General features: G+C 40.3%; 25 protein-coding genes. 23 read left to right on the forward strand and 2 right to left on the reverse strand.

What is annotated here, in order from left to right; genetic code table 11:
* The first annotated feature begins 7 nt into the window (after window positions 1-7).
* From IHV10_RS01745 to IHV10_RS01770, 6 genes are all read left to right on the forward strand, one after another.
* Window positions 8-160 carry a hypothetical protein gene (locus tag IHV10_RS01745; protein ID WP_197127045.1) on the forward strand — a complete coding sequence of 51 codons (153 nt, stop codon included), beginning with the start codon at window positions 8-10 and terminating at the stop codon, window positions 158-160.
* Window positions 161-232: 72 nt separating this feature from the next.
* Window positions 233-409 carry a DUF2500 family protein gene (locus IHV10_RS01750; protein ID WP_370629634.1) on the forward strand — a complete coding sequence of 59 codons (177 nt, stop codon included), beginning with the start codon at window positions 233-235 and terminating at the stop codon, window positions 407-409.
* A 17-nt stretch (window positions 410-426) separates the two neighbouring features.
* Window positions 427-1,230 (forward strand): GNAT family N-acetyltransferase, encoded by an 804-nt coding sequence (locus tag IHV10_RS01755; RefSeq protein WP_197127046.1) that lies wholly within the window; start codon window positions 427-429, stop codon window positions 1,228-1,230.
* The gene (locus IHV10_RS01760) at window positions 1,220-1,522 is read left to right on the forward strand and encodes a DUF2087 domain-containing protein (RefSeq protein ID WP_197127047.1); all 303 of its coding nucleotides are present in this window, start codon (window positions 1,220-1,222) and stop codon (window positions 1,520-1,522) included. Before IHV10_RS01755 ends, IHV10_RS01760 begins: the two co-directional genes overlap by 11 nt.
* 25 nt (window positions 1,523-1,547) lie before the next feature.
* A complete protein-coding gene (locus IHV10_RS01765; RefSeq protein ID WP_197127048.1) occupies window positions 1,548-2,558 on the forward strand; it encodes a phosphotransferase in 1,011 nt (336 codons plus the stop codon).
* A gap of 89 nt (window positions 2,559-2,647) precedes the next feature.
* Window positions 2,648-3,334: a YqcI/YcgG family protein gene (locus tag IHV10_RS01770; protein ID WP_137790788.1), complete on the forward strand. Its 687-nt coding sequence runs from the start codon at window positions 2,648-2,650 to the stop codon at window positions 3,332-3,334.
* A gap of 17 nt (window positions 3,335-3,351) precedes the next feature.
* On the opposite strand, the gene IHV10_RS01775 is transcribed toward IHV10_RS01770, so the two are convergent.
* The gene (locus IHV10_RS01775; RefSeq protein WP_197127049.1) at window positions 3,352-3,900 is read right to left on the reverse strand and encodes a GNAT family N-acetyltransferase; all 549 of its coding nucleotides are present in this window, start codon (window positions 3,898-3,900) and stop codon (window positions 3,352-3,354) included.
* 263 nt (window positions 3,901-4,163) lie between these two features.
* Here IHV10_RS01775 and IHV10_RS01780 point away from each other — a divergent pair, with 263 nt between their 5' ends.
* The 7 genes from IHV10_RS01780 (at window position 4,164) to IHV10_RS01810 (ending at window position 10,677) form a co-directional block, all read left to right on the forward strand.
* Window positions 4,164-5,006 carry a DUF4037 domain-containing protein gene (locus tag IHV10_RS01780; protein WP_197127050.1) on the forward strand — a complete coding sequence of 281 codons (843 nt, stop codon included), beginning with the start codon at window positions 4,164-4,166 and terminating at the stop codon, window positions 5,004-5,006.
* Between the two features lie 238 nt (window positions 5,007-5,244).
* Window positions 5,245-6,021, forward strand: a complete 777-nt coding sequence (locus IHV10_RS01785) for an NUDIX hydrolase (RefSeq protein ID WP_197127051.1) — start codon at window positions 5,245-5,247, stop codon at window positions 6,019-6,021.
* Window positions 6,022-6,093: 72 nt separating this feature from the next.
* Entirely contained in the window at window positions 6,094-6,642 is a 549-nt protein-coding gene (locus tag IHV10_RS01790) for a cysteine hydrolase family protein (protein WP_197128151.1), read from the forward strand.
* Between the two features lie 26 nt (window positions 6,643-6,668).
* Window positions 6,669-8,156, forward strand: coding sequence for a nicotinate phosphoribosyltransferase (locus IHV10_RS01795; RefSeq protein WP_197127052.1), 1,488 nt, complete (start codon window positions 6,669-6,671; stop codon window positions 8,154-8,156).
* Window positions 8,149-8,763: a nicotinate (nicotinamide) nucleotide adenylyltransferase gene (gene nadD / locus IHV10_RS01800; RefSeq protein ID WP_197127053.1), complete on the forward strand. Its 615-nt coding sequence runs from the start codon at window positions 8,149-8,151 to the stop codon at window positions 8,761-8,763. Before IHV10_RS01795 ends, nadD begins: the two co-directional genes overlap by 8 nt.
* Before the next feature lie 15 nt (window positions 8,764-8,778).
* Window positions 8,779-9,597 (forward strand): ammonia-dependent NAD(+) synthetase, encoded by an 819-nt coding sequence (gene nadE, locus IHV10_RS01805; protein ID WP_197127054.1) that lies wholly within the window; start codon window positions 8,779-8,781, stop codon window positions 9,595-9,597.
* Window positions 9,598-9,810: 213 nt separating this feature from the next.
* Window positions 9,811-10,677: a dimethylarginine dimethylaminohydrolase family protein gene (locus IHV10_RS01810; protein ID WP_197127055.1), complete on the forward strand. Its 867-nt coding sequence runs from the start codon at window positions 9,811-9,813 to the stop codon at window positions 10,675-10,677.
* Window positions 10,678-10,757: 80 nt separating this feature from the next.
* Here the strand turns inward: IHV10_RS01810 and IHV10_RS01815 are convergent, their stop codons facing one another.
* The gene (locus tag IHV10_RS01815) at window positions 10,758-11,903 is read right to left on the reverse strand and encodes a histidine kinase N-terminal domain-containing protein (RefSeq protein WP_370568790.1); all 1,146 of its coding nucleotides are present in this window, start codon (window positions 11,901-11,903) and stop codon (window positions 10,758-10,760) included.
* A gap of 323 nt (window positions 11,904-12,226) precedes the next feature.
* Between IHV10_RS01815 and IHV10_RS01820 the strand changes: the two genes are divergently transcribed.
* From IHV10_RS01820 to IHV10_RS01865, 10 genes are all read left to right on the forward strand, one after another.
* The gene (locus IHV10_RS01820; RefSeq protein WP_197127057.1) at window positions 12,227-12,976 is read left to right on the forward strand and encodes an IclR family transcriptional regulator; all 750 of its coding nucleotides are present in this window, start codon (window positions 12,227-12,229) and stop codon (window positions 12,974-12,976) included.
* 250 nt (window positions 12,977-13,226) lie between these two features.
* On the forward strand, window positions 13,227-14,714 hold the full coding sequence (locus IHV10_RS01825) for a 4-hydroxyphenylacetate 3-hydroxylase family protein (RefSeq protein ID WP_197127058.1): 1,488 nt from the start codon (window positions 13,227-13,229) through the stop codon (window positions 14,712-14,714).
* Window positions 14,715-14,729: 15 nt separating this feature from the next.
* Window positions 14,730-15,269 carry a 3-hydroxyanthranilate 3,4-dioxygenase gene (nbaC, locus tag IHV10_RS01830; RefSeq protein ID WP_191753060.1) on the forward strand — a complete coding sequence of 180 codons (540 nt, stop codon included), beginning with the start codon at window positions 14,730-14,732 and terminating at the stop codon, window positions 15,267-15,269.
* Window positions 15,257-16,303 (forward strand): amidohydrolase family protein, encoded by a 1,047-nt coding sequence (locus IHV10_RS01835; protein ID WP_197128152.1) that lies wholly within the window; start codon window positions 15,257-15,259, stop codon window positions 16,301-16,303. The genes nbaC and IHV10_RS01835 overlap by 13 nt, the downstream gene beginning before the upstream one ends.
* Window positions 16,275-16,745, forward strand: a complete 471-nt coding sequence (locus IHV10_RS01840; protein WP_197127059.1) for a RidA family protein — start codon at window positions 16,275-16,277, stop codon at window positions 16,743-16,745. The genes IHV10_RS01835 and IHV10_RS01840 overlap by 29 nt, the downstream gene beginning before the upstream one ends.
* Before the next feature lie 3 nt (window positions 16,746-16,748).
* Window positions 16,749-18,218, forward strand: coding sequence for an aldehyde dehydrogenase (locus tag IHV10_RS01845; protein ID WP_197127060.1), 1,470 nt, complete (start codon window positions 16,749-16,751; stop codon window positions 18,216-18,218).
* A gap of 444 nt (window positions 18,219-18,662) precedes the next feature.
* Window positions 18,663-19,448, forward strand: a complete 786-nt coding sequence (locus IHV10_RS01850) for a 2-keto-4-pentenoate hydratase (RefSeq protein ID WP_197127061.1) — start codon at window positions 18,663-18,665, stop codon at window positions 19,446-19,448.
* A gap of 26 nt (window positions 19,449-19,474) precedes the next feature.
* Entirely contained in the window at window positions 19,475-20,383 is a 909-nt protein-coding gene (locus tag IHV10_RS01855) for an acetaldehyde dehydrogenase (acetylating) (protein ID WP_197128153.1), read from the forward strand.
* Entirely contained in the window at window positions 20,370-21,398 is a 1,029-nt protein-coding gene (dmpG, locus tag IHV10_RS01860) for a 4-hydroxy-2-oxovalerate aldolase (RefSeq protein WP_197127062.1), read from the forward strand. Before IHV10_RS01855 ends, dmpG begins: the two co-directional genes overlap by 14 nt.
* A gap of 3 nt (window positions 21,399-21,401) precedes the next feature.
* Window positions 21,402-22,202 (forward strand): 2-keto-4-pentenoate hydratase, encoded by an 801-nt coding sequence (locus tag IHV10_RS01865; protein ID WP_197127063.1) that lies wholly within the window; start codon window positions 21,402-21,404, stop codon window positions 22,200-22,202.
* The last annotated feature ends 7 nt before the right edge of the window (window positions 22,203-22,209 follow it).

A 22,209-nucleotide genomic window follows, 5' to 3' on the forward strand; every position in this document is an offset into this window, starting at 1 on the left:
TGATGAGTTGCGATTTACCGGTGGAAAGAGCGATCGTTCGGGTGGTGAGTTCACAGTTACAGGTGGTTACGATATTTCTACAGGTAGAAAGAGACCATTTACCGGCGAACGTGTAACCGAAATAAGAACACGTACCGTAAAATGCAAGTATTTAATCTGAAACTTCTGTTTTTTTATTCCTGTATGTAATATTATGGTAGGTGGGTATTGTGAGGGATAACGAAAAGAAGCGGTGGTTCTAACGAAACGTCTGCTTCAATATGGTATTATGCCTCGTTTCAAGTGGAGAGCGGGATCCGAATGGAGTTCCATGTATGGCATGTTAGTTGAAGGTGATCAAGGGACACTTACTTTTCAAGGCGCACGTTATCTAGGTTTTGAACGTAATAGCCCATCCCAATCTGTATAAGTTGAGGGTTTAAGAATATGAGAAAATTAAATCAAAGTGATCATGAAGATGTAATGAGACTTCTAAGTAAACGACCAGCAGAGAACCTGTTTACATTGTGGGGAATAGAAGCATATGGGTACGAAGCAGATATTCAAACCCTATGGGGGCAGTTCGATTCCGATGGTGAGTTGAACGCTGTGCTGTGTAAATTTAAGAACAAATATACACCGTATTGGGAATCAGGTTGTAATGTGCAGGTAATTGCGGACATGATTAATGCCGATACAAACGAGAAACAAGTTAATGGAATAGAACGGTTAACGAAAGAGATAGAACCTTTGATTACAGAAGGTTACTCAAAACGCGAAAGTTATTATTATGCAAAATGTGACCCCACACCGAATCATAACCATTCTGATTCAGTCAGATGTTTAAGCGAAGAAGAAGTTCCTCGGCTCATCTCTTTTTATCAAGAAGTTCCTGAATTTAAGAGAGAATATAAACCTGAGTCTTTTATGGATCAGATGAGTAATGGATGGTCTAGAATATTCGTTATCGAAGAAGATGACAAGTTGATTTCATCAGCATCTACAGTTTGCGAGACATCTGTCGCAGCAATGGTTTCAGGAGTTTGTACACTACCCGAAAAAAAGGGAAAAGGATTGGCAAGCATCTGTGTAGAACACCTGATGCATAACCTTTTTCAAGATAACAAGACACTTACTTTATTCTATGACAATCCAGAGGCTGGCCGCATCTACAAGCGGTTAGGTTTTATAGACATTGAAAAATGGACGATCAATCACTGTAAAGAAAGGAATTACCATAATGACAACTAGTCTAGATAGCTACCAAAAGAGTGTATTAAACGCATTTCTAAACAAAGAAGGACGATTGAAAAACATGCCTTCACAAAAGAAGAAAAAGCTAGTGGTGTTAGAATATTTAGTTCAGCAGCTGAATGACAACCAGTCCTATACGGAAAGAGAGATCAATGAATTTATTAAAACGTATCATGAAGATTTTTGTACCATTCGCAGAGAATTTATTGTGAACGGATACATGGACCGAGATGAGGGAAATTACATAAAAAGAGATGAAACACTTTGGACAAAATGGCAAGAACTCTAGTAACAGTTAGAAAGAAGTGAATGAAGTGGAGACTGGTATTTCGAATGAAAGTCTTTGGACTCATTTAAAAGAAGAAGTAGAAGCACGTTTTGGTTTTGAAATGGATAAATGTACACCGATCAATCGAGGTTGGCTCAATCAAAAATGGAAGATAGAAACGAACCAAGGCGTTTTCCTAATCAAGCAATACAACAAAGAGCGGATGAAAAAGTACGACCTTCAAATGATACTATCAACCCTTCAAACACAAAATCGGTTGTTTTCATTAGGTTTAGTCTGTCCTGAGCTCTTGTCTTATAAAGGTGATCTTTTACAGAAGTCGACAGAAGGTGAACGCTTTACCGTTATGCGTTTTATGGAAGGAATGTTAAATCCACCTGGTAATGTTTCTAGTGAACAGATGCATTCTGTCGGTGAAGAAATTGGAAAGCTGCACGCGTTATTAAATGATGGAACATTAGAAGCAAAATCAGAAACGGTATTTAAGGTTCCTTCTATAGCAGAACGTGTGGAATATTGGCAATCTAAAATCAATAAGTGTGATGAACAAGGATTAGATCATGTCCGTTCTTTGATGGAACTTCAAATGGCTGCAACCTTAGCGTTTAATATAGAGCTGTTTGGAAATCTCACCCCTGGCTGGTGCCATCGTGACCTTTGGGTAGATAACTTGCTGTTTTCGGGTGATTACATATCGGCAATTCTCGATTTTGATCGAATGAACTATGACTTCTTAGAATTGGATATAGGCAGACTGATCATCTCAACATGTCTGCAAAATAATACATTAAATCGTAAAGCTGTCCAGGCATTTCTTAAAGGATACAATAATACAAATGAATTATCAGTTGAAAGATTAGTGATAGCTTTAAAATTAGTATGGTACATGGAAAGTACGTGGTGGATCGATGTCACTCCTCATGAAGGAGAGCCTCCGAAACGATTTCAGCAAGAAATGGTCTGGTTAGCCCGTCATCTACAACAATTAGAGCGAATGATGGACTGGAAAAAAGAAGAAGTAACATTCATGTTTTAACAAAGTAGCTTAAGGGAAATTCCTCATTAACAGATTAGAGGAGTGGTTGAGTGGAGACGAAACAATTATGTTTGCTGAAAAAAGAAGATATGACGAATCCAGAAAAAGTACCAGCTTGGGTGATAGAAGAGTATAAGACTTTTCATGAGACGGTGACCAACAAGACCTTTCCTTGTTATTTTGGAATGGCTGCTGAGAATAAGGGGGAGCTTCGTTATGCCTATGTGACGCATGATGATTGGTCGAACCTTCCCGAAGCGATTCGAGAGTTTAACAAACTTTTTGACGCACCTAAATTGATTCGTCACGGACTATTTGTGTTTGTTGAACCGGAGAAAGAAGAGAAAGACATTCCGTATTACCGCGATTATTTTTGGAAAATGCTTCAGTCACTGCACGAAACAGATAATCAACCTTGGCCAGAGCATATACCGAAAGATCCGGACCATCACTTATTCGCTTTTTCATTTGATAATGAGCCTTATTTCGTATTCGGAAACGCGCCCGCATACAAACAAAGAAAAACAAGAGATCTTGGGAATAGCTTAGTTCTCGGATTCCAGCCTCGCCGCATTTTTGAAGGATTAGAAGGTACTTCACCAGGCGGAGCGATGTCTCGGGAAAAAGTTCGAGAGCGGGTAGAGAAGTGGGATAATCTTCCGAAACACCCGAATATCAGTCATTATGGGGACCCTGAACACCGTGAATGGAAACAATACTTTATTGGAGACGATGTTGAACCGATAGCGGGAAAATGTCCGTTTCATCATAAATAAAACGTAGAAAAGGACTCTTAACCGAGTCCTTTTTTCTTTGTCCATTCGTGCTCTAGCATACTGAATAATAGAGAGTCACGCCATCCGTCATTTAGCATGATGGTTTCCCGCATTTTTCCCTCTAACTTCATATCTAATTTCATCAAAACTTTCTCTGATGCTCTATTTCTGGGGTCACATGTTGCAAAAATGCGATGAAGCTGCAGAACTTCAAAACCGAACTTAAGCAATAGTTGCCCGGTTTCTGTTGCGAATCCTTTTCCCCAATAATCAGGATGAATCACATAACCGATCTCACCTACACGATTTGTCAAAGAGGTGATCTGTAGTTCTCCAGCTCCGATCAACATCTGTGATTGATTTTCAACAGTTGCAAACGCATATCGTCCACGAGGATTTTTCTTTGCATCGTTAATAACTTCATTCACATAAGTAATAGAATCATTTTCGTCATTCGGTCCCCATGGCTGGTATTGAGACACAATTTCTTGTGAGGCATACTTATGAACATTTATCCAATCTTCAGCTACCATCTCTCGAAAAGAAATTCTTTTTGTATGTAACATCGATTGATCCCACCGTTCTCTGTTAAAGTTTTCTATAAATTTTACATGTAAAGTCAGCCCACGCCTATTTGAGGTCGCTAATTCTAATTACTTGCCAAGGGTTAAACATCGTTTGACCATGTTTGTTAAATGCATGTTCTTCACTTAACAGATAAGTAGCAGATAAATGTTTAAACTATGATAATCTAATACTATCAATAATTTACATATGTTAGTAGACTTTAAGAAACAAGTTCAGTTAGATGAAAGCGGGAGAGTTGATATTGAATCTAAAAGATAAGGCTAGTAAAATGGCAGCTATTTATAAAGAAAATAAAAAAGTGCAGGCTGTATTATTGGCAGGGTCTGTTTCAAGAGGCTGGGAAGACAAGCATTCAGATATTGAACTAAATATTTTCTGGTCAGAACCTCCGACTGATGACGATAGAATGTTTCCTATTCGCGAGGTAGATGGATCAATCATTGAGTTTCATCCGTTTGAAGAGGAAGAATGGGCAGAGAGCTATTTAACACCTCAAAATGTAAAGTTTGAGATCAGCAGTTTCTTAACAACTACAGCTAATAAGTGGATAAAAGAAGTAGTGAAAGAGTTTGAAGTGGATTACGGCAAACAGTGCATGGCTTCATCCCTATTTTATGGAGTGAGTTTGTACGGAGATCGCGTGATTAGTGAAATGAAAAAAGAAGTGGAAGTGTATCCAGATCAATTAGCACAAAACATGATCAAAGAAAATCTAGCTTTATGGAGTAGGTGGAATAACCGTTATGCTCTATTGGATAGGAACGAGTGGATTATGTTGTATGATTTGATGGTGGGTGTTCAGAAGAAACTTCTTGGAACATTATTCGGTATGAATAAATTGTATATTCATCATCCGTCCTTTAAGTGGATGCATAAATATAGCGAGATCTTCACAATAAAGCCAGTTTATTTAGATGAGCGGCTATCTTCTATTCTCATTCAAAATGTTCATGAGAGTATAAAAGAATTAGAACTGTTGATTCGAGAAGTTTTTAACCTCGTGGAGAAACATTACCCTGACCTTCCATTTTTACCGGATTACAAAGAAAAGATGAGCTTTGTTCGACCGGAAAATAAAGGCTGATTCCAAGTATAAAAAAGCAGTTATGCACACACAATAGAAATAGCCATCCGGGTGGATTCGTCTTCTCGGGTGGTTTTTTATTTTTTTGTACGCTCATCGCCTGCCTCGCAAAAAGCGAGCAACGTGAACAAAAATCGATACAAAAAAAAATAAAGTTTAACCGTTGACAAAAAGAGGTAAATAGAATATAAATAAATTAACAATAAACATTTTGTTAATTGAAAAAGGAGGTACACCATTGTCTAATAAGCAAGCTTTGAAACAATATGACATCAAAAAATATCGTACACCAGATGGTTACACTTCCGATATTTGCGTTTTTACAATAATCTCAGAAAAAAATGAGGCGTATAAACCTCCAACGATGGACCTTAAAATCATGCTGATTAAAAGAGCGGGACTTGATTCTGAAGGGAATTTGAACATCGAAGCAAACAAGTGGGCGATTCCTGGAGGTTTCGTGCAAGACGATGAAACAGGCTTTCAAGCAGCTAAACGAGAGCTAGAAGAAGAGACGAATATCTCTGGAATTCATATTAAACAATTTGGCGTTTACGACAAACCTGGTAGAGATCCTAGAGGATGGATTATCTCGAACGCACATTATGCGATTGTTCCTGATACGTATCTATCGCTAAGAAAAGCACAAGATGATGCGGCAGATATTGAGTTGTTCTCAATAAAAGATGTGCTGAAACTGGACCTGGCATTCGATCATGAACAAATCATTGGAGATGCGATTCAAGTGATCACAAACGATTTATTGCAAACGACTGTAGCTAAAAACTTTCTGCCTGAAAACTTTACTTACTCTGAACTACAGGCCGTATTAAGAACTGTAACCGATGATCCTGCAATTTTAAGCGATCAGTCATTTTCAAGAAAGATTAAATCTCTTCCTTTTATTCAAGAAGTACAAGGAAAAACAACCACAAGAACATCAAAGAGAGCGACAAAACTTTATACATTTATTGAAATGGATATTTTAAAGCCGATCTATACAGCGCGATATTAACCAAATTTTTTTACGGATAATAATTAACGAATCGTTAATAGTTAACCAAAACAATATGAGGAGGAATTTATGATGAAAAAAGCTTTAATCAATATTGACTACACATTTGATTTTGTGGCAGATGAAGGTGCACTAACTTGTGGGAAACCAGGTCAGGATATTGAAAGTGAGATTACTTCTATCACGGAACAATTTATTAAAAACGATGATTTTGTCGTTTTTGCCATTGATCAGCATTATGCCGATGATAAATTTCATCCGGAGAACGAGCTTTTTCCCCCACATAACATTGAAGGAACACATGGTCGTGAGCTTTTTGGATCTCTTCAAGAAGTCTATGAAACACATAAATCAAAATCGAATGTTTATTGGATGGATAAGACTCGATACAGTGCCTTCGTGGGAACAGATTTATTAATGAAGCTTCGCGAACGTGGTATTACAGAGGTTCACATCGTAGGAGTTTGCACAGACATTTGCTGTCTTCATACAGCTGTCGATGCTTACAATGCCGGACTTAAGATCGTTGTTCATGAAAAAGGGGTAGCGAGCTTCAACCAAGCAGGACATGAGTGGGCATTAGGACATTTTAAGAGTTGTTTGAACGCAAAAGTTATCTAAAAATCATTCACTTGGAGGTAATGAAAATGAACAATCAATATGCTGATGATAGCTTAACGCTCCACACAGATCTTTACCAGATTAATATGGCGGAAACATACTGGGAGGACAACATTCATAATAAAAAGGCTGTATTTGAAGTCTTCTTTCGTAAACTTCCTTTCGGGAACGGTTATGCTGTATTTGCTGGATTAGAAAGAATTATAGATTATTTGAAGAACTTTAAGTTTACAACAACTGATATTGATTACCTTCGAGAAGAACTGGGGTACGGAGAAGATTATTTGGAGTATCTGCAGCAAGTGAAATTTACGGGTACTGTTCGCTCAATGGTTGAGGGAGAACTGGTCTTTGCGAACGAACCTATCATACGAATAGAAGCACCATTAGCAGAGGCACAGCTTATTGAAACAGCTATTCTAAATATCGTGAACTATCAGACACTCATCGCTACAAAAGCATCCCGCATTAAACAAGTAGTTGGAGAAGAACGAGTGATGGAATTTGGAACACGCAGAGCACAAGAGTTGGATGCAGCGATTTGGGGAACGAGAGCCGCGTTTATCGGTGGTTTTGAAGCTACTTCTAATGTTAGAGCAGGAAAACGGTTCGGTATACCTGTTGCAGGTACTCACGCTCACGCTCTCGTCCAAACGTACCGTGATGAATATACAGCTTTCCATAAATATGCTCGACGTCACAAAGACTGTGTGTTTTTAGTCGATACGTATGATACATTGCGATCTGGAGTACCTACAGCGATTAAGGTTGCCAAAGAATTAGGAAACAAGATCAACTTTAAGGGAATTCGTTTAGATAGTGGAGATCTTGCTTACCTTTCAAAAGAGGCTAGAAAGATGCTTGACGAGGCAGGATTCACAGATACTAAGATTATTGCTTCAAATGATCTAGATGAGAATACGATTATTAATCTAAAAGCCCAAGGTGCAAAAATAGATTCTTGGGGAATCGGTACAAAACTGATCACTGCTTATGACCAGCCAGCTTTAGGAGCGGTCTACAAACTCGTCTCAATTGAAGACGAACAAGGAAATATGGTAGACACGATCAAAATCAGCGGAAATCCTGAAAAGGTAACGACTCCTGGTTTGAAAAAAGTCTATCGAATCATCAATACATTGAATAATAAATCTGAAGGCGACTATATTGCACTGGACAATGAAACGCCTCAAGAAGAACCTAGACTCAAAATGTTTCATCCTGTTCATACGTTTATCAGTAAATTTGTAACAAACTTTAAAGCGAAAGAGCTTCATCAAGATATTTTTGTAGAAGGTAATGTAGTCTATGAAACTCCCACTCTTAAAGAGATACAGCTCTTTGCAAAAGAAAACCTTGAAGTGCTATGGGACGAATATAAACGCACGATGCATCCGGAAGAATATCCTGTTGACCTTAGTCAAGAATGCTGGGATAACAAGATGAAGAACATACAGGAAGTACAAACAAAAGTTATGTTAATAATGGAAGAAGGAGAATCTCACAATGGGTAAGATTGGAATCTATGGATCATCTTTTGACCCGATAACGAATGTACATCTATGGACAGCAAGTACTGTTGCACATCGCTGTAAACTAGATAAAGTGATTTTTCTACCATGCTCAAGTAAACGAAAAGATAAAACGATGAAAACCTCAGATGCTCATCGCTGGGAGATGCTTCAACTCGCAATATCTAATAATCATACATTTATAGCGGATGATCATGAAATGCTTCAAGAAGCTTGGGAAGTATACACGTATTACACGATGGAACATTTTAAAGAAAAATATCCTGATGATGAAGTGTACTTCATTATGGGAGCAGATCTGTTGGTTGATATTGCAGATGGTAAGTGGAAGTATGACCAAGAGTTAATCTCAAACAATAAGTTTATTGTGATGGCAAGGGACGAGATCAATATGGTGAAAACGATCTCTCGCTCTCCAATCCTAAGAAATCATGATGATGGTACAAAATTTCATCTGATCGATAAAGGACTGTCTATGGAAATCAGCAGCACTTATATCCGTGATGAATTTTCTAAAGGTGGCGAGCCAAGATATCTGTTGCCTGACGCTTGTTACGAATATATAAAAAAACATGATCTGTACAAGTGATAGGAGGAATGATTAATGTCTTTGCAGTTAAGAATTATGAGTGATCTCCATACAAAATCAAATATAGTAGCTTCGACTGAAATACGAAACAGAATAAACTTCTTAAAACAATACCTTGTTCAATCAAAAGCAAAAGGTTTCGTCCTAGGGATAAGTGGTGGCCAAGACTCTACATTAGCAGGGCGACTGGCACAGGTCGCAGTAGAAGAGCTAAGAGAATCAGGTTACATCGTGAAATTTGTTGCCGTTCGCCTGCCATACGGAACACAAAGAGATGAAGAGGATGCTGAGCTTGCACTGTCATTTATTAACCCTGATGAACGAATTTCTTTCAATGTTAAAGAAACAGTAGATGTTTTTTCAAAAAACTATAAAACGTATGTTTCACAGCCGCTTTCTGATTTTAATAAAGGAAATGTCAAAGCAAGAGTAAGGATGATCACACAGTATGCTGTAGCTGGTCAGGCAAACTTATTAGTGATAGGAACAGATCACGCCGCTGAAGCGATAACGGGATTTTTTACGAAGTATGGAGATGGAGGGGCAGATATCCTTCCACTCGCCGGTTTAACAAAGCGTCAAGGTAAAATGCTGTTAAAAGAATTAGGAGCGCCAGAAAAATTGTATGTCAAACAACCAACGGCTGACCTATTAGATGAAAAACCACAGCAAGCCGATGAAACAGAATTAGGTATAACGTACGATGAATTAGACGATTATCTAGAAGGAAAAGTCGTTGCTGATCAAACAGCAAAGCGAATTGAAGAACGTTATCTTCAAACTGAACATAAAAGACAGCTTCCCGCATCTCTTCATGATGAATGGTGGCAATAAATAATAACAGCTGATTCTAAAAGGTACTTACTTAGGGTACCTTTGAGTCAGCTGTTTTGTTGTATTTTCCTAAATATTTTTAAAAGAAGTTAACTTTTAGCTATTTTTGGAAAAAATATAAATAAACTAATGAAAGATGCAAAAAACGTTTACGGGACTATTGATTTAGGGAAGAGCCTTATAAATACCTTATGAGCGCATGGAGGATTATAGATGGCTACCGTAATAAAAGGAGAATACAAATACGTGAACTGTGATAGTGAATACGGCACATTAAAAAAAGTAATTGTGTGTGAACCGAGATATATGAAGATCGATGAAATTATTAATGAAACACAGCGCCATTTTGCTAAAGATAACATCAACATGAAACGAGCGATGAAACAGCACCAACTATTCGTAGATACGATGAAAAAAAATGGTGTAGACGTTTATAAGCTTCCTGCGATGGAAAAGTTCCCAGAACAAGTTTTCACTCGCGATATAGGGTTTACGATCGGTGAAACCGTCTTCGTTTCCCGGATGGGAAGCAACATTAGAGATGGTGAAGAGAAGGTCTTGCGAAACTGGTTGTTAGAACACCAGATCAATCTTTCATTGATCGAAGGAGACAGGATTGAAGGTGGAGACGTAATCGTCCATGGTGATACCGTTTATATCGGGGTGAGTGGAAGAACGTCTGAGGAAACCATTCAAGAACTTCAATCACAGGTTCCTCATATGAATGTCGTAGCAGTTCCATTTGATCCTATCTATCTACATTTAGATTGTGTATTTAACATTTTGTCTGAAAAAGATGCTCTGATTTACAAACCAGCTTTCGAAGAAAAAGACTATCAGATGCTTGCTTCTACGTTTAATGTGATTGAAGTAGAGAAAGAAGAACAATTTACGTTGGGTACGAACGTGTTATCAATAGGAAACAAAAAGGTTTTGAGTCTTCCTATTAATGAAAACGTAAATAGGGCGCTTCGTGAAAGAGGTTATGAAATACTCGAAGTGGACATTTCTGAGATCATAAAATCAGGTGGATCTTTCCGCTGCTGTTCAATGCCTTTATATCGGGAAGAGATGCACTAAGGGTTTATGCGGTAGTATTTGCTAGTGGAAGATTCTTTTTCTATATTAAAGAGGAACTTGGACGTTTTCCAAGTTCCTTTCTATATTTCTATTTGAGAAGTCTCTTCTTCCTGCATAGTACCTTGAAGAGGAAGTACGATGGTGAAGGTCGTTATGTTATCATCGGATGAACAACTGATGGAACCATTGTGTTTTTCAATAATTTTTTTACACACAAATAGTCCTATACCTGTCCCCAATTCTTTTGTAGTAAAAAAGGGCTCGAAGATCGTACTGATTGTTTCAGGTGGAATAGCTGGGCCATTATTAGAAATGGTGATATGTACGTTATCGTTATTTTCGATCTTGCTAAAGATCATGATTCGGCGATTCTGTTTCATCTGGCGCAACGCATCGATCGAGTTCATGATGAGATTAAGCAAAACTTGTTTCAACTCATCCTTGTGTGCCCGCAAAGTAATCGTAGGATCAACACGCGGAATAACCGTAACATCTGCATCAACTAAACTTGGATACATAAAATCTAAGATATCTGTGAATAAATCTTCTAAAGCAAAATCCTCCGCTTCACGTTCTTGTACCCCTTTTCTAGAGGCATGAAGAAATTGAGAGATTCGAAAGTTTAATTGAGTTAATTCATGACTGATGATATCAATGTATTTCATGTTTGGATTTTCTTGCTGCATGAGTTTTACAAATCCCATAACAGCTGTTAACGGATTTCTGAACTCATGTACAAAGCTAGATGACATCTGCCCCAAAATGGTTAAACGTTCTTTGTGACTTTGATCGATGAATTCTGTTTTTTCCTCAATCTCGATATCCTTCAACTGTGTATACTTCTTAACCGCGTGATATAAAAACTCATCAAAAAGTGAATTGATCGTTTCAATTACGGGCTGAAGCTGTTCAATAGATATGCCGGAGCCCGTCACGAAACGGACGATTTCACTTCGTCCAAGGTTCACATTATAAACAAATTCACCAATATTAATTTTGGCTTCTAACCGCTGAAGCGCTACTTCATGTGCGAGGTGCATAATTTTTTCAGGAGATAGCTCGCCTCGTAAGGATTGTTTAACGAGCTCAACCATATGTAAGGCATTCTCTATCACTTTTTCTTTATGTACATCATGATTCGATATCACGATTCTCTGGTGCCATTCATGTAAGTATGTAGGCAAGTTATCATCCATATAAGTGACTAGACTTTCTGTTATGTCCACCGCTCGCACCTCTTTCACCATTAAAATCATGGAAAGAATAAAGAACTGAATCAGTAATCATTTGATATATAAAAGTATTTATACTACATATAGTAATTGAAATATAGACTAAATGCCATATGCAGTTTACATTTTTTTCATTAAATTATGAAAATTATGTAGGTATTTGGGCAGAGAGCAACGAAATCATTCATAATCTCATAAACTCCTATTGTTTATACATCTTCGTTATAGAAGAAAAACTATCCTTTAAATTTTACGTACTATACGAAATATATTTTAGTGATTTCATCTGTATCAAACTCGTTTGAGGAGGAGAAATTGTGATTTCATCTGTTCAAAAAATTTCAAGGATATTAAATTGTTTCACCAAAGATGAACCCGCGTTAGGAAACTTGCAGATTGCAGAAAAGTTAAACATGAATGCAAGCACAGTACATCACTTAGTTCGTACTCTGTGCTCAGAGGGCATATTGATTCAAGACAGCCAGAAAAAATATAGATTAGGATGGAAATTGCTAGAATGGAGCAACCACGTGATGTATCAGCAAGATATCAACACAGAAGCACTTCCTCTATGTGAAGGCCTTGTAAGAAGGTTTAATGCGACTGTACATATCGGAATGCTTGATCGTGGAGAAGTCCGCTTTGTTCTCAGAGTAGCTTCTTCAAACTCAGTTTCAGTTCCTACTTTTATAGGTGATACAAAGCCTGCCTATTGTACAAGCACAGGTAAAGTATTGCTTGCATTCAATCCTTCCATGATTAAGCCGACCATCTCAAGAGGCTTGCTTCGCCGAGCTCCAAATACGATTACATGTGTTGAAAAATTAAAGAATGAGTTTGAAGTTATTCGTTCAAATGGATATGCCATCAGTAACAATGAAAATGAGATGGGCTTATATGGGATTGCTGCCCCGATTAAGTCTTATACAGGACAAATTATTGCTGCTCTTAACATGGTAGGACCTGTATCCTATATGGTTGGGCAGGATACTCAATCTATGATTCGTCATGTTGTAAAAACAGCAGAGTCTATCTCAAAAGAATTAGGCTATATAAGCGTTCTATAATAATGTTTTCCTTCTATCCGCTACACGGTATATAAAATTCTTCCACATTTACTCCAAATGTCTATTCATTCAGCTAAATGCTTCTTCGTACATTGCACCTCAGAGCATATTGAATATTTTATTTTAGTGAGAATAATTAATAAAATTTTCTGACGATTTCATAATGTGAAATTTCGTGGTAGCAAATTGAAAGCGCTTTCTTTTATAGTGGAAACTAATTCACATATCTTTAACAGAGGAGGCAGATTGGATGGGAATTCGAACAGGTGCTCAATATATAGATGGGCTCAAGTCACGTTCACCTGAGATTTGGATGGAAGGCAGGAGAGTTGCAGACATTGTAAACGAACCTGTTTTTAAACAACCGATAGCTGAGATCGCCAAATTGTACGATATGCAACATGATCCAAAATATCAAAATGACATCACTCATATTTGTAAAGAGACAGGAGAGCGAGTCAACAATTCATTTCTTCACCCTACAACCTATGAAGAGATGATGGCAAGAAGTCAGCTGTTTGAGATCTATGCAAGGTCCACCTTCGGATTGATGGGGAGAACACCCGATTTTCTTAACGTGGTAGTGACAGGTATGGCCAATAACGGATGGTTCCTCGATCAATATAATCCCGAATGGTCGCTGAATATTAAGAACTACTACAACTACTTGAAGACCAACGATCTGTTTTTAACGCACGCCATCATCAACCCTCAAAATGACCGCAGCAAGAATTCTCATGGACAAAAAGATATGTATACACATTTAGGTGCTGTTGAAGAAACACCTGATGGTTTAATCGTTAGGGGAGCCAAAATGCTCGCTACATTAGCGCCGATTACTGACGAAGTCATCATCTATTCATTCCCAGGATTTGCGCCTGGTGATGAACGTTATGCTCTAGCTTTTGCAGTTCCTGTGGACACGCCTGGACTTAAATTGCTTTGCCGTGAACCTATGCAAGATGGAAAACGTTCGCAGTTCGATCATCCGTTAGCATCCCGTTTTGAAGAGATGGATGCATTGCTTGTCTTTGATGATGTTCTTGTACCGTGGGATCGTGTCTTTCTTTATAACAATGTGGAGGCAGCTAACCTTCTTTATCCTAAGACTGGGATCGCTCAGCAGCCAGCTCATCAGTCTGGTGTAAGAGGATATGTGAAACTTGCATTTGCGACAGAAGTTGCTTGTAAACTTGCAGATTCTATTGGTGTTGATGGATATCTGAATGTACAGAACGACTTGGGTGAACTCGTACAGAACGTGGAAGTAATCCGCTCATTATTAAGAGTAGCTGAATATGAGTATGAAACGACAGCATCTGGTGAAGTGATGCCAAATGCAGCAGCGCTAGAAACAATAAGAGGAATGCTTCCTAAAATGTATCCTAGAGCGATTGAAGTGATGCAGATTATTGGAGCAGGCGGGCTTCTTATGTCACCGACAGGCAACGACTTTAATGCTCCAGAAATTCGAAGTGAGATTGATAAGTACTATTTAGGTCGTGACGGAGTTGACTCACTTGAACGCGTGAAACTGTTCAAGCTTGCGTGGGATCTTTGCGGAGAAGCTTTCGGTCAGCGACTTGTACAATATGAGCGCTATTATACGGGAGATCCGATTCGAAAGAGAGCAATCTTTTATAACGGTTATAAAAGAAAAGCTAAGTTCGCTATGGTTGATGAAGCACTTTCCGTAACAAATGAATTCGTGAAGGACCAGCCTAAGCTGACTAAATAAAGGGAGGTAATTGTAATGAGTACAACGACTTTGAAATCTTTTAACCTATTAAAATGGATTGATGAAAACAAAGACTTGCTCAAGCCCCCAGTCAACAACAAAGTCATTTGGCAAGATTCCGAATTTATCGCCATGATATTAGGTGGTCCGAACAAAAGACGTGATTTTCACGTAGACCCTTCAGATGAGTTCTTTTATCAGATAAAAGGCAGCTGTTATGTAGAAATCATCAATAAACACGGAAAGCGTGAAGTCGTTGAAGTAAAAGAAGGAGACGTGTTCATGCTTCCAGCAATGGTTCCTCACTCCCCTCATCGTGTGGCCAATTCGTATGGTCTCGTAATCGAGCGAAAACGTGCACAAGGTGAGCTTGAAGACTTCGTTTGGTTCTGTGATCGCTGTGATTCTGAGATGCATCGCGTGACCGTGCAATTGAGTGATATTGAGAAACAAGTAAAAGAAGCAATCCACAGCTTTAACTCGAATGAACGAGTTCGTCTATGCAAAGACTGCGGTTATCAGATGCCAGAGAACGTGGAGGAATGGAAGTGCTAAGAATTGACTTTCACACACATATCATTCCAGAGTCGTTTCCTGACTTTGCCGAAAAATATGGTGGAGAAAGGTGGCCGGTGTTAAACCGGACTTGTGCTTGCGGCGCAGCCATTATGGTAGGCGGGAAAAATTTTAGAGATGTAACTGACCAAGTATGGGATCCGAAAAAACGAATACAGGACATGGACCGTGAAGGGGTAGACATTCAAGTGCTATCCCCGATCCCTGTTACATTCTCGTACTGGGCTCCACCAGAACAAGCAGAAGCGATGGCAAAAATCCAGAACGACTTTATTGCTGAAACGGTCAATGAATATCCAGACCGTTTTGCTGGTCTTGGGACCGTGCCGATGCAGGATGCTAAGACGGCGATACGTGAGATGGACCGCTGTATGAATGACCTTGGCCTTCATGGGATCGAAATTGGAACAAATATAAATGGACAGAACCTCGATCATCCTGACTTTATTCCATTTTTTGAGATGGCTGAAAAGTGGGAAGTGCCGCTTTTTATTCATCCGTGGGAAACGCTAGGGAAAGAGCGTATGCCAAACCATAACTTTATGTATACGATCGGGATGCCGAGTGAAACGGCATTAGCCGCAGCTTCATTAATTTGGAGTGGGATGATGGAGAAGTTTCCAAGGCTTAAGATCTGTTTTGCTCATGGAGGAGGTTCGTTTCCTTACTTGATTCCGCGTCTTGATCAAGGATGGCAGGTGTGGCCGCATCTTCGCCTGACAACACATCCCCCAAGTCATTATGCAAAGCAGTTTTATTTTGATTCATTAAATTACGATCCGATGAACATCCGCTATATGATGGAGCGATTCGGTTCAGATAAGATCTTTATGGGTTCAGATTATCCGTTTCTGCTACGTGAAGTGAATCCCGGAAAAGTCCTGGATGAAACGCTTGAGCTGACGGATGAACAGCGTAAAGCGATGTTTGGCGGAAACGCTGCTGAATTTTTAAGTCTTGGTAAAAGAAAGCGGGGTGCAGTCGTTGCAAGTCATTCAAACACCGGAGGATAAACTTGAAACGTTAGGAATCGTGCTGCCAGAAGTCCGCAGAGCTGTAGGGAACTATGTCGGCTGTGTAAGAGTGGGTAATCTTCTATTTACAGCCGGACAAGGTGTCGATCAATACCACGGCAAACTAGGAAGAGACTTATCCTTAGAAGACGGGTATGCCGCTTCTCGCCAATCCATGCTGAATTTGCTGGCAGTAGTTCAGAACGAGCTTGGCAGTTTAAATAAAGTAAAACGCATTGTAAAACTTCTTGGATTCGTGAATTGCACGGAGGATTTTATCGATCAGCCAAAAGTAATTAACGGTGCGTCAGATCTTCTTGTTGATGTTTTTGGCGAGAAAGGAAAGCATGCCCGATCAGCAGTTGGCATGGCCCAGTTGCCAGGCGGAACGGCGATCGAAATTGAAATGATTGTTGAAGTGGAAGAAGAGAAGGGGGACTAACAAATGAAAACAGAAACCCTCGCGCAACATGTAAAAGTGAATAACGCAAAATTGTTCATTGATGGAGAATATGTCGATGCACTTTCGGGTGAAACCTTTGAATCCATCAACCCAGCAACAAATGAAAGGTTAGCGCTTGTTGCAAACGGCAGTGAACAAGATGCGAAACGAGCGATTCAATCTGCCAAAAGTGCCTATGATAGCGGCGTCTGGAGCAAGATGCCTGTAGAAGAACGATCCGAAATTTTATGTAAAATGTCAGACCTTATTATGGAAAACGTGGATGAACTTGCGATGGTAGAGACACTCGACGTAGGAAAACCGATCAAAGAGAGCCGTGGGTTTGATATTCCTCGCGCTGCCTCCAATTTCCGTTTTTTTGCTGAGATGTCCAAGTACATGGTGAGTGAGCATTATGACAAACACAATATCATGTCGTATGCCAAATACAGTCCAGCTGGGGTTACAAGTCTGATCATCCCTTGGAATCTGCCATTCATGCAGATGACATGGAAAGCTTCCGCAGCACTAGCGGCTGGAAACACGGTTGTCGTTAAGCCCGCATCTTACACACCGCTTTCTGCTGTTATGTTTGGGGACATCGCTAATAAAGCAGGACTTCCGCCAGGTGTACTAAACATTATCACTGGACCAGGAAGCACGATGGGAGCTGCGATGACGACTGACCCTAACGTCCGCCGCATCTCGTTTGTGGGTGAATCGAACACTGGGAAAACGATTATGAAAAACGCGGCTGAAAATTTGATTCCAGTTTCTCTGGAATTAGGAGGAAAGTCAGCAAACATCGTTTTTGAAGATGCGGATCTGGATGAAGCAGTTAAAGGATCGATTGATGCGATCTATCGAAATCAAGGGGAAATCTGCCTGGCTGGATCACGTCTGCTTTTACAAGAAAGCATCTATGATCAGTTTATGGACAAGTTTGTGGATGCTGTAAAAAACATTAAAGTAGGCGACCCGACACAGGAAGATACGGACATGGGTGCACTCGTGTCAAAATGTCACTTAGAGACCGTAGAAACGTATGTGGACATTGGTATTAAAGAAGGAGCCAAGCTTGCTTGCGGGGGTAAACGGGTTGAGGGGCTAGGAAACGGAAACTTCTATGAACCTACAGTCTTATATGACGTGAACAACAAATGGCGTGTGGCGCAAGAAGAGATTTTCGGGCCGGTGCTTGTGGTCATACCGTTTAAAACAGAAGAAGAGGCAATAGCTATTGCAAATGATTCACAGTACGGGTTGGCGGGAGTCGTTTGGACGAACGATTTACGCCGCGCTCAACGTGTTTCCGCAGCTGTAGATTCTGGCCTGCTTTGGATCAACTGCTGGTACATACGTGATCTGCGTACGCCGTTTGGTGGTTCGAAGGCAAGCGGAATCGGGCGTGAAGGCGGGAGACACAGCTTTGAGTTTTATTCAGAGGCGAAGACGATAACGATGAAACTATAGAGGGTGGTTACTTTCCAGGTGCTTTTGAAAGTAGTTGATTTCCGCTCCAGGTTGCTCGCTTTCCGCGGGGCAGGCGGTGAGCCACATTTGTACGTTTCACTTTTAAGTGTCTCACCTGCCCGCCTGTCCCGCAGGAGTCTCGCACCTTACGCTCCAATCAACTTGCAAATGATGAGAGAAAAAACAAAAGCAACAATCCTATAGAAAGCAATGGTGTTCCTTCGTCTACAAGCAATTACTTTCGAAAGTGACTTTTCGTCGCATGTCTTGAAAAGAGGATTCAAGCGGTTAGCACCCACCAAATTACCTTCAACGTGTTTTTAAAGCATACTTTGAAAGTTACGATTGTGCCATGTGTAAAAATGTATGTATACAGCTTTTAGTTAAACGTGATTGGACTCCAGTCGCGTTTTGCTCTTTGAGAAAAGAAAGGAGGAAGTAAAGATGCAAAAGCAAGTGATTTCAAGATTAACAGAAGAACTTTTAGAAGCAGAAGAGAAACTGACTCCGGTAGAGCCATTATCCAAGCGTTTCCCAGAATTGTCGGTAAAGGATTCATATGAAATTCAGCTTGAGTGGGTTGAGAGAAAGCTTGAAGAAGGTCGTGTGGTGATTGGAAAAAAGGTTGGCCTCACGAGTAAGGCGATGCAAAATATGCTTGGGGTTGATGAGCCTGATTACGGTCATCTGCTAGATCATATGAAGGTTGACTCTGGAAGTGTTCTCAGCAGAAAAGATTTTATTAAACCGAAAACAGAAGCGGAAATCGGCTTTATTTTAAAAGAAGACTTACGGGGTCCGAATGTGACATACGTGGATGTACTGATGGCAACAGAAGCGATTGTACCGGCACTTGAAATTATCGATAGCAGAATAGAAGATTGGAAGATTCAGCTTGTGGATACTGTCGCTGACAACGGTTCATCGGCTAGAGCAGTTGTAGGGAAACCATTTTACGAGATGGACCAAATTGATCTGCGTACACTGAGCATGACACTTTTAAAGAATGGTGAAGTGACGGCGACTGGAGCCGGAGCCGCGGCTCTTGGGCATCCAGCACATGCCATCGCATGGCTCGCTAATAAACTAGCAGACTACAACATTTCATTAAAAGCGGGAGAGTTAATTCTGCCAGGTGCACTGTCTGCTGCGATAGACATAGATCCAGGCGATGAAGTGACTGCCTCTTTTGGAAAACTAGGTTCAGTAACCATCTCATTTCGGGATTAAAAACTGTGCAGAAAGGACCTAATACATTGAAAAAGATGAAAGCAGCCATAATTGGTTCGGGGAATATTGGTACGGATCTGATGTACAAGCTTCAAAAAAGTAACTATTTAGAACTAACGGCAATGTTTGGAATCGATCCAGATTCTGACGGACTAAGACGTGCGAACTCTGCAGGGTACAGAGTATTTACGAACGGAATTAATGACTTTGTTGAACGTCCAGAGTTAGCTGATATTGTTTTTGATGCAACTTCAGCTAAAGCTCACTTACGGCATGCTGAGATTTTAAAAGATATGGGAAAAACAGTGATCGATCTGACGCCTGCTGCCGTTGGACCTTTCGTGTGTCCGCCGGTTAATTCAGGTGAACATATGCAATCTCAGAACATCAATATGATTACTTGTGGAGGGCAAGCTACCATCCCGATGATTCACGCAATAAATGAAGCTGCTGACGTTTCATATGGTGAGATTGTAGCAACGATTTCATCCTTAAGCGCAGGTCCAGGTACGCGTGCAAATATTGATGAATTTACAATCACAACACGGCGTGGCATCGAGGAAGTTGGTGGAGCGGATATCGGAAAAGCCATTATTATCTTAAATCCGGCTGATCCTCCGATTTTAATGAGAGCGACGATTTATTGCGAAGTAAAGCTTGTTGATGTTGAGAAAATTAGAACGGCTATTTTAGATATGGAGAAAAAGGTACAGAGCTATGTTCCTGGATACAGATTAAAACAGGAGCTGCTATTTGATGGAAATCGCATCACCGTTTTTGTTGAAGTAGAGGGAGCTGGCAACTATTTTCCGAAGTATGCCGGTAATCTTGATATTATGACTGCAGCCGCTAAACAAGCTGGAGAAATGGTTGCTAAACATCACTTAGGGCAAGGGAAACTGGATAAGGCGGTGACAGCATATGAAACGAAATAGCACGTTGCCGCTAAAGTTTACAGAAGTCTGTCTTCGTGATGGCAGTCATGTGATGGCTCATCAGTTCACAGAAAAGCAAGTGTATGATGCAGCAAAAGCACTTGATGAAGCAGGTATGCATTACATTGAAGTCAGTCACGGTGATGGTTTGGGAGGCTCTACGCTTCAGTATGGAAGATCGCTTGTAGATGAGATGAAGTTGATTGAAACAGCTTCGGGTGTGTGTAAGCAGGCGAAAGTTGCTGTTCTTTTGCTGCCTGGTATTGGAACGGTTCATGAGCTTAAGCAAGCGGGAAGATTAGGAGCGAGTCTTGTTCGTGTGGCAACACATGTGACAGAAGCTGATGTATCCGCTCAACATATCTATATGGCACGTGAACTTGGTATGGAAGTGATGGGATTCTTGATGATGGCCCATTCTGCGCCTGTTGAAAAGCTTGTCGAACAAGCAAAGTTGATGGAGTCTTATGGTGCACAAGGTGTGTATGTAACGGATTCCGCGGGAGCATTATTGCCGAACGAAGTAAAAGAAAGAATTGCAGCTTTGCGGGGATCACTTGATATTGAAGTCGGATTTCACGCACATAACAATCTATCAGTAGCAGTTGCTAATACACTTGTTGCGATTGAAGAAGGAGCGACACGCATCGATGGAAGTGTCCGCTGTTTAGGTGCAGGAGCAGGAAATACGCAAACAGAGGTATTGCTTGCTGTACTTGAGCGCATGGGAATACACACAGGTATTGATCTCTACAAAATGATGGACCTAGCAGAAGATGTGATCGGACCGATGCTGCCGGATGCACAGGAAATCCGAAAAGGAAGTTTAGCTATGGGGTATGCAGGGGTTTATTCAAGCTTTCTTTTGCATGCAGAACGTGCGGGTAAACGCTTTGGTGTGGATTCAAGAGATATCTTAATAGAATTAGGTAAACGAAAAGCGGTAGGTGGACAAGAGGATCTTATCCTAGAAGTGGCAGCTGACCTGGCACATCAAGCCAAACTGGAGGTGTAGAAGATGACGGTTACGAATAAGGTTAACGCGGAATGGGTTGATTATCTTTTAAGAGCGGAAAGTGATGTTACAGAAGTGGTCAAGATAACAGACCGATATCCTGAGCTTTCTTTAGAAGAAGCGTACGATATGCAAAAAAAACTGATCGAAAGACGCATGGAGAAGACACAAACAAAGCGTATAGGAGTTAAGCTAGGACTAACGAGTAAAGCGAAACAAGAGATGATGGGCGTTCATGAAGCGATTTACGGTTATCTTTTGAGTGATATGCTCGCATTCGAGTGGGAACCCTTACAGCAACACCGTCTCATCCATCCAAAAGCTGAACCAGAGATCGCTTTTATTATGGGTGAGGATTTGATGGGAAAAGATGTGACAGCATCAGATGTCATGAGGGCGGCAAAGTATGTGGTAGCTGCAATCGAAGTAATCGACAGCCGTTACAAGGACTTTCGTTTTACACTTCCTGATGTTGTGGCAGACAATTGCTCATCCGCCAAATTGATTTTAGGAAGCAAGATGGTTCGGCCAGAAGAACTTGATATGGCGAATATCGGAATGGTGATGAGTAAGAATGGAGAGATTATGACAACCGGTGCGGGATCTGCAGTTCTTGGTCATCCAGCAGAAGCGGTAGCTTGGGCTGTTCAAAAGCTAGCCGAGCGTGGTGAAGGTTTAGTAAAAGGAGATATCGTTTTGAGCGGGGCATTATCTGAAGCGATTGCTTTTGATATGGATGATACGATTGTTGCACAGTTTGATTGTCTAGGATCTGTAACACTATCTTCGAGATATGTGAAATAGGTGAAGA

It is taken from the genome of Fictibacillus sp. 5RED26 (assembly GCF_015903895.1).
Taxonomy (GTDB): domain Bacteria; phylum Bacillota; class Bacilli; order Bacillales; family Fictibacillaceae; genus Fictibacillus; species Fictibacillus phosphorivorans.